Source organism: Rhodoferax sp. ZS1R8 (assembly GCF_056521325.1).
Window position 1 is genome coordinate 311384 of the sequence record NZ_JBWMBA010000004.1, and the last position, 22657, is coordinate 334040.

Here is a 22657-nt window from a genome sequence, read left to right on the forward strand (position 1 = left end):
CAAACCGGGCCGCAGGTCTTGCAACCTGGCTAGCGGATGAATTCTCTTTCCAGCTGCTGTGCGATGAGCTCGGCAAATATCCGCATCATGCCCAGATCGCGGTCATTCAAGGATTGGTCGGCCTTGCTGCTGAAACAGCAATAAGTGCCATAGACTTCGCCATTTTTCAGCCGTATCGGTACGCTGAGGTGCGCTCTGACCGGCAACGCTGTCGTTACTGCCATGCTCATGGCGTGCTGGTTCAGAAAAGCGTCCGGCATCAGTTCCGGCAGACGACCGTCCACGACACGTTGGCAAAAGCTGTCTTCCAGTGGGTCTGATCCGCCCACAGCGATAGGAGGATTGGGGTCGGCAGAGTCGATGTAGCGGAAGACGCGCCGCCCGTTGTTGAATTCGGAGATAAAGGCTACGTCCATACCAAGATGTGTGCGTATGGAGTGAAGCGCTGTTTGCAAAAAGTCATCGGCATCCTGCTCGTTGGCGGTTGCCCTTTCCATGAATTTAGCCATGGCCACTGGTGCCATAGTTGCAAGCGCTGCAAATGGAGCCGCTGTGGGCTCCACCGCATCCTCATCGTCGCGCGCAATGCGGAAGGTGTTGCGGCCAGATCGTTTGGCCTGGTACATGGCCTGGTCTGCACGGCGCACCAACACGTCTGCAGACAGCTTGCTGCCCGCATAGGAAGCAACGCCAATACTGGTGGTGACCTGCAGGCTTTGTCCGTTTACGTCGAAGGGTTGGGCCATGCCTTCCAAGATCTTCTGCGCGACGGTCACCGTGTCATCCTCGCACACCAGTTCCTGGGCTATGACCATGAATTCGTCGCCACCCAAACGTGCGACAAAATCGATTTGGCGCACGCTGGAACGCAACCGCGACGCGAACTGCTTCAAGACAGCGTCGCCCACATCGTGTCCCAGGCTGTCGTTTATGCCCTTGAAATGGTCGATATCCATAAAGAGGACTGCCATCAATCGGCGGGTCCGATCGACGAGCGCTACCGATTCCTTGAGCCGTTCATACAGATGGCGGCGATTTGGCAAATCGGTCAAAGAATCGGTTCGGGCCAACGCCAAAAGCCCACTCTCAGTCTTCTCCCGCTCGCTGGCGTCATGCAGGAAGGCGAAAAAAGTCTCATTCGGTGCAGTTCCACATGTAGAAATCGTCATTTCCACAGGGAACAACTCTCCGGATCGACGCAATGCTTGTACTTCGATGCGTCGGTTGATGACCTTGGCCTCGCCCGTTGTCAGGTAACGCGCCATCCCGGTTGCGTGGGCATGGCGGGCGGCGGGAGGAACAATCAAATCAGCCAGTCGCTTGCCGACAGCTTCGGCGCGGGGCCAGCCGAACATGGACTCGGACTTGTGGTTCCAATGGGTGATGGAGCCGTCTCGGTCCATACCGACAAACGCGTCATGCGAGGTCTCAATGATCGCCTCAACAATGGTTGGTTCTAAATTGGTCATCGCGCTCCGTACTCCGAAACCAAAATGCTGTAGTTATTGTGAGCCGAATTTGCGCAGGCCAGCACAGGTTTGAAACATTTTATTGTTGCTACACGTTGCACTTTGGCACAAAGCGACGTAGGCTAGTTTCTTACCACCACTCAACCCAAGAGTTTCCCATGAAACCCGCACCGGTCAAAGGCCTACGCAACTATGCACGCATCCCATTTGCCGCCGAGGTGCTGCTGCACGTGCGGGGTACCAGCCTCAAGGTGCACCTGATAGATATCGCGCTCAAGGGCGCCCTGGTACAAACCCAGCCGGGCCTGCAGCCGCCGCTGGCCCTGCATGAAAAATGCAGACTGCAGCTGCCGCTGGCAGACGATGGCGAGGGTGTTGTGATGTCCGGCAGCATTGCACACCTGGACCGCGAGCATGTGGGCATTGTGTGTGCAGACATCGACCTCACCAGCCTGACGCGGCTGCGCCGCCTGATCGAACTGAATACCGGCGACACCGAGCTGATGGACCGCGAAATCTCGCTGCTGTTTGGCTTGCCCTGAAGCCGTCTCAGCCTGTGGCACACTCCCGGCCTTGATTCAGTTTTGGCGCCGCCGCGCGGCCGGCTAGCCTTTCTTCTGTTACGTAGCGTCAGTTTTTCGTCATGCAAAAAATCATCGCGCAGCTCGCGCAAGAAATCCGTATCCGTCCCCAACAGGTCGAAGCCGCTGTGGCCTTGCTCGATGGTGGCGCCACCGTTCCGTTCATCGCCCGCTACCGCAAAGAGGTTACCGACGGGCTGGACGATATCCAGTTGCGTGAGTTGGAAGCCCGCCTGTCCTATCTGCGCGAGCTGCGCGACCGCAAAGAGGCCGTCATCAAGGCCATCGACGAACAGGGCAAGCTGACGCCCGCACTGATGGCCGCCGTGCACAACGCCGCCACCAAGCAAGAGGTGGAAGACATTTACCTGCCCTTCAAGCTCAAGCGCCGCACCAAGGGCCAGCTGGCCCGCGAAGCCGGGCTGGAGCCGTTGGCCGACGCGCTGTTCAATGACTCCACGCTCGTTCCCGCCGAGGCGGCGCAGGCCTACCTCAAGCCCCCGCTGACCGCTGAGCAGATTGCCGACAAGCAGCCCGACTTTTCCACCGTGCCCGCTGTGCTGGACGGCGTGCGTGACCTGTTGTCCGAGCGCTGGGCCGAGAACCCGGCCCTGGTGCAAGACCTGCGCGAATGGCTATGGCAAGAAGGCCTGCTGAAATCCACGCTGATGGATGGCAAGGACGAAAACAACGCCGACGTGGCCAAGTTCCGCGACTATTTTGACTACGACGAGCCGATTGGCCGCGTGCCCAGCCACCGAGCGCTGGCGGTGTTCCGGGGCAGGGCGCTGGACATTCTGGACGCCAAGCTGGTGCTGCCTGAGCCGGAGTTTACGGCCAATCGGCCGCTAGCCCTCGCCAGTAGCGCCCAAGCCGCTACGAAATCAGGAGCAACTTCTACGCCCGCCCGCGCGGCACCTGCGGGTTCGCTGGCCGAAGGGCGCATCGCGTTGAAGCTGGGCTGGAGCCATGCCGGTCGCGCCGCCGACGATCTGATCCGCAAGTGCGTCGCCTGGACCTGGAAAGTCAAGCTGTCCATGTCCACTGAGCGTGACCTGTTCACCCGGCTGCGCGAAGAGGCTGAAAAGGTCGCGATCAAGGTGTTCGCAGACAACCTGCGCGATTTGCTGCTGGCGGCACCTGCTGGCCCGCGTGTTGTCATGGGGCTGGACCCCGGCATCCGCACGGGCGTCAAGGTGGCGGTGGTTGACGCCACCGGCAAGCTGGTCGAAACCGCCACCGTCTACCCGCACGAACCCAAGCGCGACTGGGAAGGCTCTTTGCACACCTTGGGCAAGCTCTGCGCCAAACACAGCGTCAACCTGATCGCCATCGGCAACGGCACGGCCAGCCGCGAGACCGACAAGCTGGCCGGTGATTTGATCAAGCTGCTGGCCAAGATGGCCGCCCGGGCCGGCGCCCCCGAGATCAAGGTGGACAAGGTCGTCGTGTCCGAGGCCGGCGCGTCCGTTTACAGCGCCAGCGAATTTGCGTCGCAGGAGATGCCGGACGTGGACGTCAGCCTGCGCGGCGCGGCGTCCATTGCGCGCCGCCTGCAGGACCCGCTGGCCGAACTGGTCAAGATCGACCCCAAGAGCATTGGCGTGGGCCAGTACCAGCACGACGTCAACCAGAGCGAACTGGCCCGCACGCTGGACACCGTGGTCGAGGACTGCGTGAACTCGGTCGGCGTGGACCTGAACACGGCCAGCGTGCCGCTGCTCTCCCGCGTGTCCGGCCTGTCCGGCACCGTCGCCAAGGCTGTGGTGCGCTGGCGCGAGTCCAACGGGGCCTTTGGTAGCCGGCAGGATCTGCTGAAGGTTACCGGCCTGGGTGCCAAGACCTTTGAGCAGGCCGCGGGCTTTTTGCGCATTCGCGGTGGCAACAACCCGCTGGACATGACGGGCGTGCACCCTGAGACCTATCCGGTCGTGGAGCAGATCATTGCCAAGACCGGCAAACCCGTGGCCGAAATCATGGGCCGCGCCGACATGTTGAAGACTTTGCGCCCCGAGTTGTTTGCCAACGAACAATTCGGCGTCATCACCGTGAAAGACATTCTGGGCGAGCTGGAGAAGCCCGGCCGCGACCCGCGCCCGGACTTCAAGGTTGCGCGTTTCAACGACGGCGTGGACGACATCAAGGATTTGAAGGAGGGCATGGTGCTGGAGGGTACGGTCAGCAATGTCGCCGCCTTTGGCGCGTTCGTCGACCTGGGCGTGCACCAGGACGGCTTGGTTCACGTCAGCCAGCTGGCCCACAAGTTCGTCAACGATGCACGCGAGGTCGTCAAGACCGGTGATATCGTCAAAGTGCAGGTCGTGGAAGTGGATGTAGCCCGCAAACGCATCGCGCTGACGATGAAGATTGGTGCCGCTGCGGCCCGGTCGGCCAGCGACAAGGCAGGAGACAACCGTTACCAGGGCGCAGGGCGAGGCCAGAGCCAGTACAGCAACCAGCAGGGCAGTGGGTCTTTGGGCTCGTCGGCCATGGCGTCAGCCTTTGCCAAGCTGAAGCGCTAGAGATCGCTTGCACGGGATACGTTATCCGCGACAATGGCGTAAAACTCGGGAGGCAACGATGAAGAGCTTTGACGAAGTGGATGATGAGCGTCGCTTGTGGCTGATTCAGGCATTGGCTGCCGGGGTGTTTGGTGCGGCATTGCCGCAAGCCCAGGCACAGGGTTTCAGCATATTTGGAAGCAAACCTGCCAAACTGCCACCGAGCCAAAGCATTTACGGCCTTTCGGGTGATGTGATGGTGAACAGCCAGCGCGCGACGCTGGCGACACCTGTGAAGCCCGGCGACACGCTGCAAACCGGCAAAAACAGTGAAATCATCTTTGTCGTGAACTCGCATTCGATGATTCTGCGGGGCGACAGCAACCTGGTCATCGAACAGCCCGAATCTTCTGTCAGCAGCCTTGTCATCGGCGGACTTCGGCTGTTGACGGGCAAGCTGCTGTCGGTGTCCCGCAATTCCCCAATGAAGCTGACGACGCCCACGGCCACCGTCGGCATCAGGGGAACAGGTTTTTATGTCGAAAGCGATCCTGAGCGGTCTTACTTCTGCACCTGTTACGGAGCGACCGAGGTCCAGGCAACTGATGACCCGGAAAGCCGCGAATCCATCGCCGCCACCCACCATGACCGCCCGGTGTACATCGTCAAGGACGGCGGCCAGGGCAAGAATATCCGCAACGCGCCGTTTCTGAACCACTCCGATCAGGAGCTGGCTCTGATTGAAACATTGGTGGGAAGAACGACACCGTTCGTTTTCTCCAAGGACTCCTACAGCGGGCCCCGCAGGGCCTACTGATCGCTTCCGGACTCCTACGCCTGGCGACTACTATTCCGGCGCCCCGCTAAGGATCCAGGCCAAGATCTTGTCGTACCCCTGCCGGCCAAGGTCGCCGGGCTGAAGGTTTGTATTAAAACCGTCCAAGGCGCCTGCGCCTGCGCCGTGGTGGTTGCCTGAAGGCTTGCGCAACAGAGGGCTTGCGACAACATCGGTGAAATTGACCCGGCCACGCACTTCCGTATACAGCCACTGCCGGTTGGTGGCATCGGTAGCGGCACCCGTCATCGCACGGTCGTAGTCGTCGTAAAAGATCGGCGGCGTCAGAGTCTGCGCGGCTGGATTCCTAGTGCTGGTATGGCAGGTCGTGCAATTGCCCGCGTCCGTTTGCAGCAGGGATTTGATGTCGGAAAAGCTGACTGTTGAGGGATCCCACGCAAGCTTGCGGTCCACCACCAGTGTCATCGTCTGCGGCGTGCTGCTCTGTGTGCCGCTTGTGGTGACCAGTTGCAAGGTGTACACGCCATCGGTCGCCGCGGTGAAAGTGGGCTTCAACGTGGTCGCGCCCGACAGCGTGGCCCCGGCAGGCCCGGCCGTGATGGACCACTGGTATGCGGACGAATACAGGCTCATGCTGCCGTCCAGCACGGTCGACAGTGTTTTGACCACACGCCCAGTGCCGGGGTCGGCTACGGGACGCCCCGCACGGCTGGCCGCATCGGAAAATCCTTTGCTTGCCAGATAGCCCGCCATCGCGGTGTTGATGGATGGGGTACCCCAGTAGGTGTCGTACACCAGCTTGGCCAGCGGCATGTTGCCGCGGTCGATGATATGGGCCTTGATCCGGGGGGCGTACGCGTCGAAAGCCCTGAAATCTTCGAAGCTGATGTCGGACTGGTTGCCGGTGCCACGCAGGCTGTGGCACACCCGGCAGCTTTGTGTCACGGTATTGAGGTACAGGCTGCTCTGGCCATTTGCCTGCCAGGTGGCGGGCACAAAGGTGTCCAGCTTGGCACTGGTGGCAGACGGCAGGCCGTTGCCCCCGTACATGCTCTTGAGGTGCTCCGCGGCGATGCCCTGGTATTCATTGGGATTCGCGACCCGGCGGCAGTCGTCTTCGGCAAACCCGGTGGGCTTGCTGGTGCCGTTGGGCAGGCTGATGCCGCACAGCACCATCCTGTTGAATGTCTTGATTTTTCCTTCCTGGGCATCGCGTGAGTAACCCGGCAATGTGGAAAAGTCGAAGGAAGATGGCTCCAGCGCGTGCAGCTGGCCGGCAAGGTCACCGCGCATTCCCCCGCGGTCTGGTGCCCGAACGTCGGCACTGGACGCGACATTCATCAGCCGAGGGAACAAGCCGGACGGCGTCAGTGCGTCACCCCGTCCGCCATGGCAGGACGTGCAGATCGTTGGCATGGCCTTGTCGCCCCGACCATCCAGGTTGGCCATCAACAGCCGCGCCCCGGTTGTCGGGTCATAGGTGTAAAACTTGACGAAACTGACGGTGCCGCTGGGGCCGGGGCTGTACTCAATGGCGTTCGTGCCCAGGTGCCACTTGGTCTCGCCCTTGATGGCAGCTTCCAGGTTGAAGGGCGAGTAGGCCCCATAGCCACCGACCAGGTAGTTTTCGACGACAAATGCCAGGCTGCCATCCGGGTTCTGGCGCCCGGTCATCTTGCGGCCATAGCTCAGGTCGCGCTGGTCGCCGAAGATCACGCTCTCTTCAACGGCCCCGTTTGCGGTCGAGCCGAAACCATTGCGGGCCTTGAATTTGGCCAACGTGTCGCGCTCGTTGCCGGGATCAATCGCCTTGTAATACGCCACAGCGTAGTTCAGTGTGTTGACCTGAAGGCTACCGTCGGACTGCTTTTGCGGATTGGGGAACAGCAAAAAGCTGTCCGGCCCTGCGATTGCGGTCACCGGTGCATTCACGGTTGGCGTGACGTCATTGCTGGCGGGCGACGAACCCGCCCCCCCACCACCGCATCCGGCGAGCAGGGCCACCATGGCAGCGGACAAAAACAGTGCGGGGAGTGGTCGGGTGTGTTGCATGGACTTTTAGAACCGCATCAGATAGCTGATCGAGAACTGGTTGTTGGTGTAGCTGGCGGGGGAGGTGGCCCAGGCCGGGCGCAGGTCCGGCGTGGACCGCACGCGCCGCCATGACAGGTCAAACGAGTCGCGCGGGCCCAGGCCCACGTTGTAGCCTATCGTGGTCAACCATGTACTTGCGTCCAGCCGGTAGCTGGTGAAGCGACCGGCATCAAAGGAGTCATCGGCAACCAACATTTTTGCGATGGAGACATTCTCCAGCGACGCCAATCCGGTGGACACGATGTCGCCCTTGCGGTATTCGCCGCCCAGGTACAGCGTGGCGCCGCGGCCCAGCGAATAATCGATGTTGAAGCGTGCCGAGGTTTCCTTGGTGTTGAACACTTCACTGCGCGCGCGCCGGGCGTTGGCCGAGAGGGCGCCCGACAGCGTGATCCGGTCCGTCAGCGGTTGCAATATGGACGCACCGAGAGAGTAGCGATAGCCATCGCGCAACTCCGACTGGAAGTCTTCGCCGGTCACTTTCGCAAACAGTCCCCACGTGGCAGCATCAAACTCTGCAGAACCCCGGTACTGGAAGGCCGCTTCACCCGTCAGCGTGTACTTGCTGAGTCCGTTGAAATTCTGGAAGCGTTCACCCCCAGCCGCTGCAGTCAGCAATAAGCGGGTGGTACCACCTAGGCTGACGACCGTTGTTTTGCCAACATTGAGTGTGTACAAATTGTCGACAAGTATGTCGCTTGCAACTCGGCCGCGCGTGATGTTGTCGTCCCACGTGTAACCGGCGTCGACCTGGAGGTCGAGGTCGTCATTGAAATCCAGGTCAACACCCTGCAGCAACTTGGCCCCCCCCTTGGCGCCCAGTTCCTTGGTAACCCTTGCACGCAGCGCAAAACTGGACTCAGTAGCCGACACCCGGGATAGCTGGTAGTCCACCCCAAGCGACCAACCGTCGCGGAACAGGAAATCGCTGCCTATGCCCCAGACCAGGGCGTTGCGCTGGGTGCCCGTGGGGCTGATGGCGTAGCGCGTGCCGCCCACCTGGTCTGCATACGCGATGGCGGCTTCGCTGCTTTGGCGCAGGTCCTGGCGCCACTCCAGCCGGGCGCGTGGCACTGCAAATCCGAAGGGGGTGGCGTGGATGGATTCGCCGCGCAATCCCAGTACGCCCTGCATGGAGGAAGCGGGTTGTTCGAAGTAGGTGAGGGCGTAGTAGCTGGCCCCGGTTTCTGTGGTTTCACCCAGGCGGTCGGATGAGAACTCCAGGCGCGCGTATGGAGACAGCATCGTGGTCTTGCCGCGCCACTCATAACCGGCACCGATGGAACCGAAATACTGGTAGCCTTTGCGTGTACTCAGCGCAAAGTCGTCCATTGGCTGCACATAGCGCCGGGTATCAAAGTCAAACCCACCGATGCCTATAACCCCCTCTACAAACAGCTTGTCATCCGGCATGTAATTTCCATACAGCGCCAGCGAGTAGCCTTTGCTCTCGGTGCGTGAACCGTCGGTACCGATAGTGGCCGTGTCTTGTGCATAGCCCACGCCCAGGCCCACGGTCAATTTTTCATTGATGACCCGGTCCAGTCCTATCGTGATACCTGTGGAACTGAACTTTGTACCGCTGATGGTTCCGTTGGCATCCCGCGTACCGAAACTTGCGACACCTTCCACCCACAGCTTGGTGGTGTCCGGGGTTGGTGCCCCAGTATCGTTCGCGAACGACTGGTGGATGGCTCCGAGATCGATAGACCGGTTTTGAATCAATCCGCTGGCCACGGCATACAGTGGCGATCCTGCAATACCGAGGTCATTGGCCGCCATGGCAAGCCCTGTGGATATCGGCAGACTGGCGGGAGCATTACCTTGCGGCAACTGGGTGGCGTTCGGCAGCAGCGAAGCCAGCGTGTTGGGGGTCTGCAGCTTCACCGCAGGCTGCCCCAAGCCAGCCGCCGTGGTAGAGCCGGCCGTAAAGCCGGACGGAACCTGGGTAGCCCCGGAGGACCAACCCAAACGAGCAGCCTGAGATCGGCCGCGTTGCCGCTCGGCATGCAGGGCGTGGTTGGCAACCTGTGTCCGCGCCGCCCTCATGGCTGCATCGAGTTGGCCGTTGATGGCAGACATCACCGTCGGGTCCTGTGTGGGGTTGGGCTCGCCGGTGATGCTGACCTTCACCGATCCCGGCAGAGACTTGCCAGCCGCACCGTAGGCGACGAAGGTAAACGCATCCTGACCGAAAATTCCTGGTTTGGGGGTGTAGGTCACGACGGTCCCCGCCACTGCGGCAGTGCCCCGAGTGGGGGGCACATCAATGCCGATTCCGGTGATGGAGGATCCGCTGATATAGCCGGCAAGGTCAAAGCTGCCCGATGAATTCCGCGCCACGGTCAGTGTCACAGGCTTGACGGTAGGGGGTTCCAGAAACACGGTCACCGATACGGTTGCAGGCAGCGAATTCCCCGCAACGTTGTCAACACCAATGTAGGTAAAGCTATCGGTACCTACATAGTCCGTTGCTGGCGTATAGGTCACTGTAGTGCCCGCCACTTTCACCGTGCCATGCTGGGGACCCGTGCCGATGATGACGCTGCTGATGGCGTTCCCGCTAAGCTGTGCAAACAGGTCCAGCTTGGCCGATGTGTTTTGAGCGACGTTCAGCGTCGCAGGTTTGGCAGTCGGCAAGGGAACCACATCAACCGTAATCGTGCTGGCGGTCGAACTGATCGTAGACCCAACCATCGCGGTATAAGTAAACGTATCCCTTCCTGTGAAGTCCTTGCGGGGGATGTACGTGATGGTCTTTCCAACCGCATACGCAATGCCATTGGCCGGTGGCGTCACGGTAATGGTTGACAAGTTGCTTGTCACGATATCCGAGACGTCCACGGTCAACGTCTTGTTCATCGGCATAGCCCGGCTAATGGCAGACGTTACCGGCAAGGTGCTCACTGCAATGGACATTGTCCCCACGGTTGATGTGCCGCCAACCCCGGTTGCGGTAAACGTAAAAGAGTCCGAACCCGTATACCCAGCATTCGGGGTGTAGGTCACCGTGGTTCCGCTCAAGGTTGCCACACCCTTGGATGGTGGACTGACAATGGATGCCGATGAAAAAACGCCGGTGATGTAGGGACTCAGCGAAATGGCTGAAGACCCGGTGGAGAGAACGTTGACGGCACCCGAGACTACGGTGGGCGCGCTGGGGGAAGAGACGGTCACGCTGACCGTTGCCGTGCCGGCAGAGGCACCGCCCGCATTGGTTGCTGAATAATTGAAGCTCGCTGGTCCCACCGTCCCAGGGGTTGGCGTAAAGGTGATAGTGGATGGCCCTGTCGCTATTGCGGTTCCACCGACCGCGCCCGATGGCGTCACGCTGAGCACGGTCGCACCCACCGGCCCGATGGAGGACGCCAGGTTGATCGCCGTTGCCGTGTTGTACGGAATGAGGGCTACGGCGCCAGACACCGTTGGTGGCGGTGGGTTCACTGTGACTGTGACCAGTGCGGTACCCGACGTACCACCTACGTTTGTGGCGGTGTACGAAAACGTACCGGTGCCGAAGAAGCCAACGGTGGGCGTGAACTGGATGGTGGTTGTACCGGTCTGTACCGCAGCACCATTGGTTGCTGCGGATGGTGTAACCCCGGTAACCGCAGTGCCCGACGTTATCGAGCCCGCCAGATTGATCGAAATGGGTGTGTTGTACGCCGTGGTTGCCGAAGCTGCCACCACGGTGGGCGCGGCCGATACGTTGAGCGTGATGGTGCCGGTATTGGACGTGCCACCCGGCCCTGCCTTGGTGTAAGTGATCGTCGTCGTGCCGACGAATCCGCCGGGCGGCGTGTAGGTGATGACGTTGCCTGCAACGCTGGAGGAACCCGATCCACCCACCGTAGGCTGTGAGGCGGTAACAACATAGGTGGCCGGCGGGTTGCTTGCGACGACACCCGAAATAGAGGCCGTCACGTCAATATTGGTAGGACTCATGGACGACACGGTCTGCGGGCCGATATTGGCGACCGTGGGGGCGGGGGGAGGCCCAACATTCACGGTGGCGGTTCCATTGCTGCTCCCGCAGCTGTTGCCAGTGCCGTATCCTGGCCCTTCACCCTGGTAGCCTATGGTCACCTGGGCGTTATAGGTGGTAGGGTCTGCAGCGTAGCTCAGGGTATTCGTATTGACCACGCCCCCCGTTCCGTTGGCTGGCGCGCCCGTGATGGTGATACTAAGGACATTGACGGTACCCCCCAAAGGTACGGGTTGCGGGGTGGTAAGGTATGAGAGGCTGACTGTGGGGGAGGGGGCAGTGATCGTTGGAAACGGGGATATCGTGATCGGTATGGTTCTATTTGAGGTAGATGCTGTACCTTGACCAACCGCCGTAACAGTACCGGCCCCGCAATGGTTGGCAGTATGGGTGTACGTCAAAGCGCCTGTACCTGTGCCGTTGAGCGAGCCGTAGGTCGCAGTACCACCAAACGATGTAAGAACCTGATTGGGTGGGCCGTCATTGAGGGTGACATTGGGAACCATCAAAGTAGCGGTTGTCCCATGGTAGGGAACGTTAACGTTGCCACCCACAGTGGACGTTACTGAGGCAAGGTAGGACGCCATGTCGGCAAGGTTGCTGCCCGTACCTAAGAAGCCCGCCCTGTTCATGCCATGAAGCGTGTTGGCCGCTGAGATTACCGAGGTCGAATTTGCACCATTAAGCTGCGCCCCGCTTGCAGGGGTACTATGGCAGCCACCAGATGCGCCACAGTTGGCGTCCCAGGTCGCTTGATCGGCGCCTGCAAAGGCCAACGGAGCAAACAACTGCATGCTCGCGGCCAAGACCAGTATGTAGCAGGTGCGCAGTCTTGAGAGAAAACGCAGTCCACCGTTGGCAGCACCCGCACAGAAGCTCGAATATTTAAGGTTCATAGGGTGTTGTCGCGATGGAGACGGATGGATATTTGCCACATATTGCCGCCTGTCCCGCGCGGCCCCTGGGGTTGCACCCCGAAATGTAGCAGTTCAACCCCAAATTTGGCATAAATTGTTGCTGGGATGCATCTCCATCCCGATGCACGGCGCGCCCTGTCAGTGTGCTGCCGGCGCAGTCGGTTGGCGATCCAGACGCCATAATGGGTAACAAATAACGTTGGTCCCATTGAAGCCCGGAGATTGTCTGCGATGAAACTCAGTGCCTTGTTGGAGCAGCAGTTCAACCTGCCCAGCATCCCCAAGGTGGTAGCGCTGCTGCTGACCGAGCTGGACCGTCCTGAAGCGGACCTGCGCCGAATCACGCAGTTGATTAGCACGGACCCCGCACTGACCACGCGGCTGTTGCAGTTGGCCAATTCCGACTTTTTCCAGATGCAGGGCAAGATCAGTAGCGTCTCTGAAGCCCTGGCCGTGCTGGAGTTGGCGCACGTGAAAACCATGGCCCAGGCGGCGGCAGGCGTTACCTCGCCCAAGGCGGTGCCTGGCGTCCATCTGGCGCAGTTTTGGCAGTACAGCCACAACGTGGCCAAGGTTTCGCGGGCGCTGGCTGGCCTGGTGCGGCAAAACCAGCAGGCAGCCTTTACCTGCGGTTTGATGCACGCCATCGGCGAGCTGGCCATGCACTTGGCCATGCCCGACGAAATGGCCCTGCTCAATGCTGACGTGCCCCCGCTGGATCTGCGTCGCGCGCGCATAGAGCGCCGCGAGTTCGGCTACTGCTACGCCTCTGTAGGTGCGGGCTATGCGCGTATGTGGGGCTTTCCACAACCCAGCGTTGACGCGCTGGAGCACCAGTACGCGCCGTTTGAAAACAATGTCTACGAACCGCTGGCCGGCGTCATCCACTTGGCCACGTGGCGCGCCCGTGCCCGCGAGGCGAATATGGACGAGCGCGCGATGGCCGTGACTTTTCCGGACGCGGTTGGGGTCGTCTTGGACCTGGACATTGATGCCGTACTACAACAAGACCCATTCGACTGGGCAGCACATACATGATTGCCGGCCCCCACGCTCCACCGCTGCGCGGGTTGCCCAACTTCTGAAATGCAAGCACTCAACATTTACGCAGGCCCTCTTGCCCGCCAAGCCCTCGCCCAGAATGGCCTGCAACCTGGTTGTATACGTACCATCCCCGCCGCCGCCGGCGGCCCCAAAGGCCTGATCCTGGGCGCGCTGGATCGGTTCATCTTTGGCGACTGGCTGAACGCATCGACGCAGCCGATTGACTTGGTTGGCGCCTCGATCGGAGCCTGGCGCATGGCTACGGCCTGCCTGAACCAAGCGGCCTTTGGTTTTCGGCGGCTTGAGCATGATTACATCCACCAACACTACGAATGGCCGCCAGGTCAGAAGCGCCCCAGCGCGGCCATGGTCAGCGAGGTGTTTGGGAAAAATTTACAGGCCTTCTACAGCGGGCGGGTGCAGGAGATCCTGCAGCATCCACGCTACCGGCTGCACGTCGTCACATCGCGCGGCCGGCATTTGTTGAACACCGAGCACGGTCTGCGCACGCCGCTGGGCTACTTTGGTGCGTTTGTGACCAATGCCGTGCGCCGCAAGGCCATGGGGGCGTGGCTGGAGCGGGTCGTGTTTTCTACACCCGGAGCCGAAGGCGACCCTGGGGTCTGCGCCGCGCTGCCGTTTGGCACGGACGACTATCGGACCCGGCAGGTACCTTTGAGCGAACGCAACTTCAATGGAGCGCTGCAGGCCAGCTGTTCCATCCCCTTTATGTTGAAGGCTGTGCACAACATCCCCGGCGCACCGCCCGGCGCATACTGGGATGGCGGTATCACCGACTACCACCTGCACCTGAACTATCTCGCGACTCCCAAGAGTGCTACAAATTCAGTAGCGGCTCACGCTATCCCCACGAGGGCTGGAGGCTCATCTGATCAACAAGGATCGGTCCAAGATGGTCTTGTGCTGTATCCGCATTTCCAGAAGGCCGTGGTGCCAGGCTGGCTGGATAAAGGCTTGAAATGGCGCCATCGCGCCACGCACTACCTGGACAACATGGTGTTGCTGGCGCCCAACCCTGATTGGGTGCGGACACTGCCCAACGGCAAGTTGCCAGACCGCACCGATTTCACCCGTTACGGCAATGACCTGGCAGGCCGCGTGAAGGCGTGGAACGCAGCCTGCAGCGCCAGCACGCAGTTGGTCGACGAGTTTGGCGCTTGGCTTAACAAGCCCGATATGGGCCGTGTTCAGACTTTATGACGTAACGGCTTCGGAAGTAAACGCCAGGTCTTCAGCCTTGGCCGTGGTGTTCTTACGGCCCGGGTAGCTGAGCCAGGTCATTGTGGTGTTGAGATCATGGACCAGGGTTGCAGCGTCCAGCGTTGCGCCGTTCTCCAGTTCCATGGTCTTGGTAGAACGGACTTGTGACCTTCACGAACGGTTGCCATGGCGAAATCCCTCGTAGCAAATGATGGAAAGCGCTATTTATAGCGCCTGTTCGAGCATCGTTCGGTAATCGTCCGCACTGGCCATGCGTGGCCCGGTCTTGTGGCAGTGGTCGGCCAGCGCGCCGATGATGATCTGGTCAAACTGGGCTGCGGTGACACCCATCTCTGCCAGGCCACTGGGCAGCCCCAACCGTGCATTCATGTCCTTGATGGCGGCGCCGATGTCGCTGGCTGATTGCAGACCCATGGCGTGGGCCATGCGTTGCAGGCGCTGGTCCCGGGTCATGGACTCGGCACTGGCGTTGAAGGCAATGACGGCTGGCAGAAACATCGCGTTGAGCGTGCCGTGGTGCAGGCGCGGGTCAACGCCGCCCAGGCTGTGGCTCAGACTGTGCACGCAGCCCAGGCCCTTCTGGAAGGCCATCGCGCCCTGCATGGATGCACTCATCATGTTGTGCCGCGCTTCACGGTCCTGGCCATTCTCTGTGGCGCGGGCAATGGCCGACCAGCCGCGCTGCAGGCCATCCAGCGCAATGCCGTCGGCCGGCGGGTTGAACACCGGGGCCATGAAGGTCTCCATGCAGTGGGCAATGGCGTCCATACCGGTGGCGGCTGTCAGCTTGGGTGGCAGGCCAAAGGTCAGCTCGGGATCGCAAATAGCGGTCTTAGGCACGATGTGCCAAGAGTGGAAACCCAGCTTGCGGTGGTCATCGACGATGATGATGGCCCCACGCGCCACCTCGCTGCCGGTGCCGCTGGTTGTGGGCACAGCAATGATGGGTGCCACGCGATCGGTGATGCGCGACGAGCCGCCCTCAATGGTGGCGTAGTGGGTCAGCGGGCCTTCGTGCGTGGCGGCAATGGCCACGCCCTTGGCGCAGTCGATGGCAGAGCCACCGCCCACCGCTATCAGTCCATCACACCCGTTGGCCTTGTAGACGTCCACCGCTGCGCGCACGGCAGCTTCGGTGGGGTTGGATGGGGTCTGGTCAAACACGGCGACCGGCAGGCCGGGCAGGGCGTCCAGCGCCTTTTGCAACACACCAGCGGCTTTGACGCCGGCATCGGTCACGATCAGCGGGCGGGTGATGCCGACCCGTTCGCATTCCTGTTTGAGCAATTTGACGGCACCAAAATCGAACTGGACCTGGGTGATGTAGTAGATCAAAGCCATGGCGTGTTTGGGGTTAGGATTAAAAGCTGCACTGTAGCAAGAAGCCCAGAAAACATGAGTCTCCCACGCAACCCCCAGACCCCGCTCACACCCGCCATGCGCGGTGTGCTGGAGCGCATGGTCCGCGCGGGCCACCCGCCGTTGCACAGCCTGACACCGGTGCAAGCACGCGCGGCCTATGCTGCCGGCGCTGATGTGCTGGAGCTGCCGTCCCAGTCCATGGCCCGCGTCGAAAACTTCCATATCGCTGCTCGCGATGGATTTCAGATACCTGTGCGGCTGGTGGCCCCCATTCAGCACCTTAGCCTGCCAGTGCTGGTCTACTTCCACGGAGGGGGTTTCACAATCGGCAGTATTGATACCCACGACGGACTGTGCCGCCAACTGGCCTACCGCGCGCAGTGCGCGGTGCTGTCGGTGGACTACCGGCTGGCACCAGAGCACAAGTTCCCAACCGCCGTGGATGACGCTTGGGATGTGGTGCAGTGGGTCGCTCAGCAGGGCGCATCGCGCAATATGCTTACTACGCACATCGCAGTCGGTGGGGATAGCGCCGGTGGCACGCTGGCCGCGGTGTGCGCCATCGCGGCACGCGACGCCAACGTCCGCCTGGCGGCGCAGTTGCTGTTCTACCCGGGCACGGCGGCCCACCAGCACACCGATTCGCACCGCATGTTTGCGGATGGCTTTGTGTTGGAGCAATCCCATATCCAGTATTTCTTCAACCACTACCTGCGCGGCCCCCAGGATTGGGACGACTGGCGCTTTGCCCCGCTGGACGGGGTTGACGCGAGCGGCCACCCGGTGGAGCTGGACGGCGTGGCGCCGGCCTGGCTGGGCTTGGCCGAATGCGATCCGCTGGTCGACGAGGGTGTGCAATACGCTGACCGGCTACGCATGGCGGGCGTGCCGGTGGAGCTGGACATCTACCGGGGCGTTGTCCACGAATTCATCAAGATGGGCCGCGCCATTCCCGAAGCCGCCCAATCCCACGCCGATGCGGCCCGCGCATTGGCCAACGCTTTCAAGGAGATTCCATAAATGGCGATTACCCGACGATCCGACGTCCGCAACTTCCACCGCCTGCAGGTGCGTTGGGCCGAGGTGGACATGCAAAAAATTGTGTTCAATGCCCACTACCTGATGTATTTCGACACCGCCATGTCGGACTATTGGCGCCGGCTGGCGCTACCGTACGAAGCCACGTTGCACGCGCTGGGTGGCGACCTGTTTGTCAAAAAAGCCAGCGTGGAATACCACGGCTCCGCCCGTTACGATGACACCATTGATGTGGGGTTGCGCTGCGCTGGCATCGGCACCTCGTCGGTGCTTTTCGAGGGAGCCATTTTTCGGGGCGATACCCTGTTGATCACCGCAGAGCTGGTCTATGTGTATGCCAATCCGGACACCCGAACCTCGCAGCCCGTGCCCGATGCCTTGCGCGCTGTGTTTGACACCTATGAAGCCGGCAAACCGGTGACGCAACTGCAGGTCGGTGACTGGGCCAGCGTGCGCGAGTTGGCGTCGAGCCTGCGGACCGATGTGTTTGTCAATGAGCAGGGCATTGGTGCCCATATGGTGTGGGACGATGCGGATGCCACAGCCGTGCATGCCCTGGTGTGCAATGCCATGGGCCGACCCGTAGCCACGGGGCGGCTACTGCAACACGCGCCCACAACAGGTCGCATCGGGCGCATGGCAACCGACCGTGGCCTACGGGGCTCGCGGTTCGGGCGGGACGTGTTGCTGGGCTTGGTGCAGGCAGCACGCCAGCGCGGCGACACCGAGGTGATGTTGCATGCGCAGTGCAGCGCCGAGGGCTTCTATACGCGGCTGGGATTTGTAGCCCGTGGACCGGTGTTTGAGGAAGCTGGCATACAGCACATTGAAATGGTGCTGCCCCTGGTTTAGGGAAAAGGCCTAGAAGCCCAGCGAAGCCAGCAGGTCGTCCACGTCACCTTGGGCCAGGGCCTCTGCAGCGGCTTGAGGGCCTTGCAGCTGGTGGGTTTCCCCGGTAAATTCTTCGGCCTCTTTTTGTTCCCCCTGGTTGGGGGCACTGTCCACCAGCAGTTGCACCAGTTGGAGTTCGGTGCGGTTGATGATGTCGATGACCTTCTTGATCACCTGTCCGGACAGGTCCTGGAAGTCTTGCGCCATCATGATGTCGCTAAGGATGGCCCCTTGCTTGCCGGCAAATTGCGATGTGCGTTCGGCAAACTTGCCGCATACACCCATCAGGGCACGGGCCCGTTCCACGGTCAGATCTTCGGAGGCGGCCATGCGGGCCAGCGACTGGCCGAGTTCTTCTCCCCGTTTGACCAGGTCATCGCATTCGGGTTTGGCTGCATCCACCAGGTTGAGCACGGTGTTGGCCGCGTTTTCAGTCATTTTGCCGACGTGAGCCAGACGTTCGCGTGCGTTGGGAAACTCTTCCACGACGTTGTGCAGGTCGTTGCTGCCGCCCAGAACGCTGAATGCCTCGTGCATCTCACGGGTAATGGCGCCCAGGCGCGCAAACGCCTCATCTTTGCTTATCGGTTTAGACATCGTGAAACCAACCCCTTCTGGACATGTTTTCGGATTTTGGCCCAATTATGGAGGGCCAAACAACCACGTCCGGAATTTACCCGTAAATTGGGCGATTACACAAAGGCTGCGTCAAATGTCGTCGAGCAAGGCGTAAGGTAGTGGCAAGATTTGCAAGGCGGAACCTTGGCTGGAAGCCAGGTGCAGACTGCTGCGCTCCACCGCTGACAGCTGTGCCGAGACGATGGCGTCAAAGCCGCCTTGGGGCGCTGGCGCCGCCTGCACAACGGTGCCCACCGGTTGACTGTCGTCATCGGCGGCGAACACCTCCGCGCCGGCGACCATGGCCGCATCCGCGTGCACCACGAAGGCCCTGCGCTTGAGCGTGCCCCGGAACTGGCTGCGCGCGACGACCTCCTGGCCCGGATAGCAGCCTTTTTTGAAATTCACGCCGCCCACCGATTCGTAGTTCAGCATCTGCGGCACAAAGGCTTCGACCACCGGCGCGGTGATCGTGGCCACACCGCTGCGCACCTCGGTCCACAGCCACTGGTCGGCGGACAGGGCAGGGCCGTCGGGAGCAGGGGTGCCGGCCGGGGCTATCCACAGTTGGCGTTGCACACCGTCGGCTGGGTACAGGTTGACCACAGTTGCAGTATCAAAAAGGGCTGTAGCCCACGTGGAATGAGCGTAACCAGCTATTGATTTCGTAGCATCCCCGACAAGGCCCAACAGCGCATAATCGCCGCTGACATCGCTGAGTTTGGCTTTGGCCCGCATCACAAACATCGACAGGCGCTTCAGCGTCGCGGTCAGGATGTCCAAACTGCAAACCAGCAGAATCTCGGTCGCAGTGCGCTTGAAACCAATGAAGCTGGCCTGCATGCGTCCTTTGGCGGAGCAAAAAGCCGCCAGGCGCGCGGTGTGCAGGTCCAGCAGCGAGAAGTCGTGGGTCAGTTGGCCGTGGATGAATTTGGCAGCATCTTCACCTTCAACGCGGATGACGCCCAAATGCTTGATCGGGGCTACGCCCTGCAGGGAAGAAGTTTGGGTGCCGTGGGACTGGGGATGCGGGATCGTCGTGTTCATGCTCTGAATTATCATTCCTCTCCTCACTTCACAAGGCTTGTAGGGCTGTGCGCTTTTTCTTTGTTCTGTTACTGGGCCTTGCACTTGCCGCCGCAGGCGCCGGCTATCTGTGGTTGAACCAGCCGTTTGAGCTGCCCACAGCCACGGTGGATCTGTCTATCGAGCCGGGCACCGGCGCGCGCGAGGCGGCCAACGCCGTTGCGCAAGCCGGTGTGCCCGTCAATGCCACGCTGCTACACGCCTGGTTCCGGCTGTCGGGCCAATCCCGGCAGATTCGCGCCGGCAGCTACGAGCTGGACCGCAGCACGACACCGGCCACGCTGTTGCAAAAGCTGGTGCGCGGCGAAGAGGCGCTTCGCAGCGTGACACTGGTTGAAGGCTGGACCTTTCGCCAGGTGCGCGAGGCGCTGCGCAAGGCCGAGCAACTTAAACCTGATTCACAGGCCCTGTCGCCCAGCGACATCATGGCCAAGCTGGGCCAGCCCGGCGTACCGGCCGAGGGGCATTTTTTTCCCGACACCTATACCTATAGCAAGGGTTCCAGCGACCTGGCCGTGTTGCAGCGCGCGCTGCGGGCCATGGACAAAAAGCTGGCCGCAGCCTGGGCCCAGCGTGATCCCAAGTCACCTTTGACCACGCCCGAGCAGGCGCTGATACTGGCCAGCATTGTCGAAAAGGAAACTGGCACCCCCGCCGACCGGCCCACGATTTCAGCCGTGTTCCACAACCGTTTGGCCATCGGCATGCGGCTGCAAACCGATCCCACGGTGATCTATGGCCTGGGTGAGGCTTTTGACGGCAATCTGCGCAAGAAAGACCTGCTGGCCGACACGCCGTGGAACACCTACACCCGTGTCGGCCTTCCGCCGACGGCTATCGCCATGCCCGGAAAAGCGTCCCTGCTGGCAGCAGTACGGCCCGCGCCATCCAAGGCCTTGTACTTTGTGGCCCGGGGGGACGGCAGCAGCCATTTCAGCACCTCGCTGGACGAGCACAATAGGGCGGTCAACAAATACCAGCGTGGTCAATGAGCAGCGGACTTTTCATCAGTTTTGAAGGCATCGATGGCGCTGGCAAGTCCACCCACATCGACAGCTTGGCCCAGGCTTTCAAGGCGCAGGGCCGCATCGTCACGCTGACTCGCGAGCCAGGCGGTACGCCGCTGGCCGAGCGACTGCGCCAGATGGTGCTGAACGATCCCATGGACGCCATGACCGAGGCCTTGCTGGTTTTTGCAGCGCGGCGTGACCATGTCCAGACCGTCATCCTGCCCGCGCTGGCCCGTGGGGACGTGCTGCTGTGTGACCGCTTTGCCGATGCCACCTTTGCCTACCAGGGCGCGGGCCGCGGATTTGATTGGCAGATGTTGTCGGTGCTGGAGGCCTGGGTGCAGGGCAGGGCGGCAGATGATGCACCGGATGTACCGTCCGCCACCTTGCAGCCGCACCTGACGATCTGGTTCGACCTGCCCCCGCGCGTTGCCGCCGAGCGGCTGAGCACAGCCCGCGTTCCAGATAAATTTGAATCGCAACCGCAGGACTTCTTTGAAAATGTGGCCGGCGGTTATGCCCGGCGCCTGGACGCCGACCCCGCACGGTTTGCCCGCATCAACGCCGACCAGCCGCCCACTATGGTGTGGCAAGACGTGCTGCAGGCCGTGCAGGCCAGGGGTTTGTTGACGCCATGAGCGACGCCACGCCCACCACCCCGCCACCGTGGATTGCCGTGCAGACGCAGCAGCTGCTGGCGCAACGGGGCCATGCCTGGCTGCTGCACGGTCCGTCCGGTTTGGGCCAATATGGTCTGGCGATGGAGCTGGCGCGGGCCTGGCTGTGTGAGCAGCCGGGCAAGGTCGGTGCCTGCGGTGTCTGCGGCAGCTGCCATGCGATTGACGTGCGCACCCATGCCGACCTGTGCGCGCTGATGCCCGAGACCACGCTGCTTGAACTGGGCTGGCCGCTGGGCGAAAAGGCGCAAAACGAGATTGACGACAAGAAGCGCAAGGCCAGCAAGGAAATCCGTGTCGACGCCATGCGCGACACCGTGGAGTTTGCCCAGCGCACCAGCGCGCGGGGGCGGGGCAAGGTCGTACTGGTGTACCCCGCCGAGCAGATGAACACCATCACCGCCAACGCCTTGTTGAAGACGTTGGAGGAGCCGCCGGGCGAAGTGAAATTTGTGTTGGCCAGCGAATCGGCCCACCAATTGTTGCCCACGATACGTAGCCGTTGTCTGGGGCACGCGATGCGCTGGCCCGACGCCCAGGCCAGCGAACAGTGGCTGCAGTCCCGCGGTTTCGATGCTGGCCAAGCCCAGCTGTTGCTCAAGGCCATGGGTGGCCGGCCCGAGGATGCCGCAGCGTTCGGGGCTTCTGGCCGTGACCCTAGCGCATGGGCGGTGTTACCCAAGGCCGTGGCCAGAGGCGATGTCGGTTTCTTCAAGGACTGGAGCATGGTCCAGACGCTGGATGCCTTGCACAAGCTGTGCCACGATTTGATGGCCGTACAGGCCGGCGCAGCGCCCCGATTTTTCGCCAAGGCTGACCTGACAAGTGCTGCATCCCTGGCCACGTTGAGCGCATGGGCGCAGACTCTGTCGCGTGCGATGCGCACTGTTGACCACCCATTTAATGCAGGCTTGATGTTGGAATCGCTTGTGGGGAAAGCCCAAACGGTTTTAAACTCAAGGCACTAGCGAGATTTCATGAGCACAGCCCCAACAACCACTCCACCCCGGCCCAGCGTCATCCAGCTCTCCATCAAGGAAAAAGCTGCGCTGTATGCGGCCTACATTCCGGTGTTTGCCGAAGGTGGTGTCTTCATCCCCACGGCCCGTGAATACGCGTTGGGTGATGACGTGTACGTGTTGCTGTCTTTACCCGAAGACATGCAGCGCTACCCGGTGGCTGGCAAAGTGGCTTGGGTTACCCCTGCCAAAGCGGCCGGCGGGCGTACCCAGGGCGTTGGAATCACTTTCCCCAAAGACGAGAAGTCGCACGCGCTGAAAATGAAGATAGAAGAAATTTTGGGCGCCCACATGGCGTCTGAGCGTCCCACTCAAACCATTTGAGTT

18 protein-coding genes are annotated in these 22657 nt (G+C 61.3%); 11 read left to right on the forward strand and 7 right to left on the reverse strand.

Annotated elements, in window-relative coordinates; translation table 11 throughout:
• Positions 1-29: 29 nt before the first annotated feature.
• Positions 30-1469, reverse strand: a complete 1440-nt coding sequence (locus AC097P_RS15580) for a diguanylate cyclase domain-containing protein (protein ID WP_479611345.1) — start codon at positions 1467-1469, stop codon at positions 30-32.
• 158 nt (positions 1470-1627) lie between these two features.
• Between AC097P_RS15580 and AC097P_RS15585 the strand changes: the two genes are divergently transcribed.
• The 3 genes from AC097P_RS15585 (at position 1628) to AC097P_RS15595 (ending at position 5368) form a co-directional block, all read left to right on the forward strand.
• Positions 1628-2011, forward strand: a complete 384-nt coding sequence (locus AC097P_RS15585) for a PilZ domain-containing protein (RefSeq protein ID WP_479611346.1) — start codon at positions 1628-1630, stop codon at positions 2009-2011.
• A gap of 101 nt (positions 2012-2112) precedes the next feature.
• Positions 2113-4572 carry a Tex family protein gene (locus AC097P_RS15590; protein ID WP_479611347.1) on the forward strand — a complete coding sequence of 820 codons (2460 nt, stop codon included), beginning with the start codon at positions 2113-2115 and terminating at the stop codon, positions 4570-4572.
• A gap of 58 nt (positions 4573-4630) precedes the next feature.
• Positions 4631-5368, forward strand: coding sequence for a FecR family protein (locus AC097P_RS15595; protein WP_479611348.1), 738 nt, complete (start codon positions 4631-4633; stop codon positions 5366-5368).
• A gap of 30 nt (positions 5369-5398) precedes the next feature.
• On the opposite strand, the gene AC097P_RS15600 is transcribed toward AC097P_RS15595, so the two are convergent.
• Entirely contained in the window at positions 5399-7399 is a 2001-nt protein-coding gene (locus AC097P_RS15600; RefSeq protein ID WP_479611349.1) for a PKD domain-containing protein, read from the reverse strand.
• A gap of 6 nt (positions 7400-7405) precedes the next feature.
• Positions 7406-11584: an autotransporter family protein gene (locus AC097P_RS15605; protein WP_479611350.1), complete on the reverse strand. Its 4179-nt coding sequence runs from the start codon at positions 11582-11584 to the stop codon at positions 7406-7408.
• A gap of 990 nt (positions 11585-12574) precedes the next feature.
• Between AC097P_RS15605 and AC097P_RS15610 the strand changes: the two genes are divergently transcribed.
• Together AC097P_RS15610 and AC097P_RS15615 are read left to right on the forward strand one after the other, a co-directional pair.
• On the forward strand, positions 12575-13381 hold the full coding sequence (locus tag AC097P_RS15610) for an HDOD domain-containing protein (RefSeq protein WP_479611351.1): 807 nt from the start codon (positions 12575-12577) through the stop codon (positions 13379-13381).
• A gap of 48 nt (positions 13382-13429) precedes the next feature.
• Positions 13430-14608, forward strand: coding sequence for a patatin-like phospholipase domain-containing protein (locus tag AC097P_RS15615; protein WP_479611352.1), 1179 nt, complete (start codon positions 13430-13432; stop codon positions 14606-14608).
• Here the strand turns inward: AC097P_RS15615 and AC097P_RS15620 are convergent.
• Both AC097P_RS15620 and AC097P_RS15625 read right to left on the reverse strand, forming a co-directional pair.
• Positions 14603-14752: a hypothetical protein gene (locus AC097P_RS15620; RefSeq protein WP_479611353.1), complete on the reverse strand. Its 150-nt coding sequence runs from the start codon at positions 14750-14752 to the stop codon at positions 14603-14605. The two genes, AC097P_RS15615 and AC097P_RS15620, sit on opposite strands and share 6 nt — an antisense overlap.
• A gap of 81 nt (positions 14753-14833) precedes the next feature.
• Positions 14834-15970 carry an iron-containing alcohol dehydrogenase gene (locus tag AC097P_RS15625; RefSeq protein WP_479611354.1) on the reverse strand — a complete coding sequence of 379 codons (1137 nt, stop codon included), beginning with the start codon at positions 15968-15970 and terminating at the stop codon, positions 14834-14836.
• A 54-nt stretch (positions 15971-16024) separates the two neighbouring features.
• Here AC097P_RS15625 and AC097P_RS15630 point away from each other — a divergent pair, with 54 nt between their 5' ends.
• Positions 16025-17011, forward strand: coding sequence for an alpha/beta hydrolase (locus tag AC097P_RS15630; RefSeq protein ID WP_479611355.1), 987 nt, complete (start codon positions 16025-16027; stop codon positions 17009-17011).
• Positions 17012-17881 carry a YbgC/FadM family acyl-CoA thioesterase gene (locus AC097P_RS15635; RefSeq protein WP_479611356.1) on the forward strand — a complete coding sequence of 290 codons (870 nt, stop codon included), beginning with the start codon at positions 17012-17014 and terminating at the stop codon, positions 17879-17881.
• A 9-nt stretch (positions 17882-17890) separates the two neighbouring features.
• Here AC097P_RS15635 and AC097P_RS15640 read toward each other — a convergent pair whose 3' ends face one another.
• The gene (locus AC097P_RS15640) at positions 17891-18517 is read right to left on the reverse strand and encodes a protein phosphatase CheZ (RefSeq protein ID WP_479611357.1); all 627 of its coding nucleotides are present in this window, start codon (positions 18515-18517) and stop codon (positions 17891-17893) included.
• A 111-nt stretch (positions 18518-18628) separates the two neighbouring features.
• Positions 18629-19585 (reverse strand): CAF17-like 4Fe-4S cluster assembly/insertion protein YgfZ, encoded by a 957-nt coding sequence (ygfZ, locus tag AC097P_RS15645; RefSeq protein ID WP_479611358.1) that lies wholly within the window; start codon positions 19583-19585, stop codon positions 18629-18631.
• Positions 19586-19632: 47 nt separating this feature from the next.
• Between ygfZ and mltG the strand changes: the two genes are divergently transcribed.
• From mltG to AC097P_RS15665, 4 genes are read left to right on the forward strand one after another with little or no spacing between them, the layout of a single operon-like run.
• Positions 19633-20616 (forward strand): endolytic transglycosylase MltG, encoded by a 984-nt coding sequence (mltG, locus tag AC097P_RS15650; RefSeq protein ID WP_479611359.1) that lies wholly within the window; start codon positions 19633-19635, stop codon positions 20614-20616.
• Complete coding sequence (gene tmk / locus AC097P_RS15655; RefSeq protein ID WP_479611360.1) at positions 20613-21272, forward strand: dTMP kinase; 660 nt, start codon at positions 20613-20615, stop codon at positions 21270-21272. Before mltG ends, tmk begins: the two co-directional genes overlap by 4 nt.
• Positions 21269-22279 (forward strand): DNA polymerase III subunit delta', encoded by a 1011-nt coding sequence (locus AC097P_RS15660; RefSeq protein WP_479611361.1) that lies wholly within the window; start codon positions 21269-21271, stop codon positions 22277-22279. The genes tmk and AC097P_RS15660 overlap by 4 nt, the downstream gene beginning before the upstream one ends.
• A 9-nt stretch (positions 22280-22288) precedes the next feature.
• Positions 22289-22654, forward strand: coding sequence for a PilZ domain-containing protein (locus tag AC097P_RS15665; protein WP_479611362.1), 366 nt, complete (start codon positions 22289-22291; stop codon positions 22652-22654).
• The last annotated feature ends 3 nt before the right edge of the window (positions 22655-22657 follow it).

Coding starts and splice junctions, on each gene's coding strand:
- AC097P_RS15635 (WP_479611356.1), top strand. CDS start 17,012: ATGGCGATTACCCGACGATCCGACGTCCGCAACTTCCACCGCCTGCAG.
- AC097P_RS15640 (WP_479611357.1), bottom strand. CDS start 18,517: ATGTCTAAACCGATAAGCAAAGATGAGGCGTTTGCGCGCCTGGGCGCC.
- AC097P_RS15625 (WP_479611354.1), bottom strand. CDS start 15,970: ATGGCTTTGATCTACTACATCACCCAGGTCCAGTTCGATTTTGGTGCC.
- ygfZ (WP_479611358.1), bottom strand. CDS start 19,585: ATGAACACGACGATCCCGCATCCCCAGTCCCACGGCACCCAAACTTCT.
- AC097P_RS15590 (WP_479611347.1), top strand. CDS start 2,113: ATGCAAAAAATCATCGCGCAGCTCGCGCAAGAAATCCGTATCCGTCCC.
- tmk (WP_479611360.1), top strand. CDS start 20,613: ATGAGCAGCGGACTTTTCATCAGTTTTGAAGGCATCGATGGCGCTGGC.
- AC097P_RS15630 (WP_479611355.1), top strand. CDS start 16,025: ATGAGTCTCCCACGCAACCCCCAGACCCCGCTCACACCCGCCATGCGC.
- AC097P_RS15665 (WP_479611362.1), top strand. CDS start 22,289: ATGAGCACAGCCCCAACAACCACTCCACCCCGGCCCAGCGTCATCCAG.
- AC097P_RS15600 (WP_479611349.1), bottom strand. CDS start 7,399: ATGCAACACACCCGACCACTCCCCGCACTGTTTTTGTCCGCTGCCATG.
- AC097P_RS15585 (WP_479611346.1), top strand. CDS start 1,628: ATGAAACCCGCACCGGTCAAAGGCCTACGCAACTATGCACGCATCCCA.
- AC097P_RS15660 (WP_479611361.1), top strand. CDS start 21,269: ATGAGCGACGCCACGCCCACCACCCCGCCACCGTGGATTGCCGTGCAG.
- AC097P_RS15620 (WP_479611353.1), bottom strand. CDS start 14,752: ATGGAACTGGAGAACGGCGCAACGCTGGACGCTGCAACCCTGGTCCAT.
- AC097P_RS15595 (WP_479611348.1), top strand. CDS start 4,631: ATGAAGAGCTTTGACGAAGTGGATGATGAGCGTCGCTTGTGGCTGATT.
- AC097P_RS15615 (WP_479611352.1), top strand. CDS start 13,430: ATGCAAGCACTCAACATTTACGCAGGCCCTCTTGCCCGCCAAGCCCTC.
- AC097P_RS15610 (WP_479611351.1), top strand. CDS start 12,575: ATGAAACTCAGTGCCTTGTTGGAGCAGCAGTTCAACCTGCCCAGCATC.
- AC097P_RS15580 (WP_479611345.1), bottom strand. CDS start 1,469: ATGACCAATTTAGAACCAACCATTGTTGAGGCGATCATTGAGACCTCG.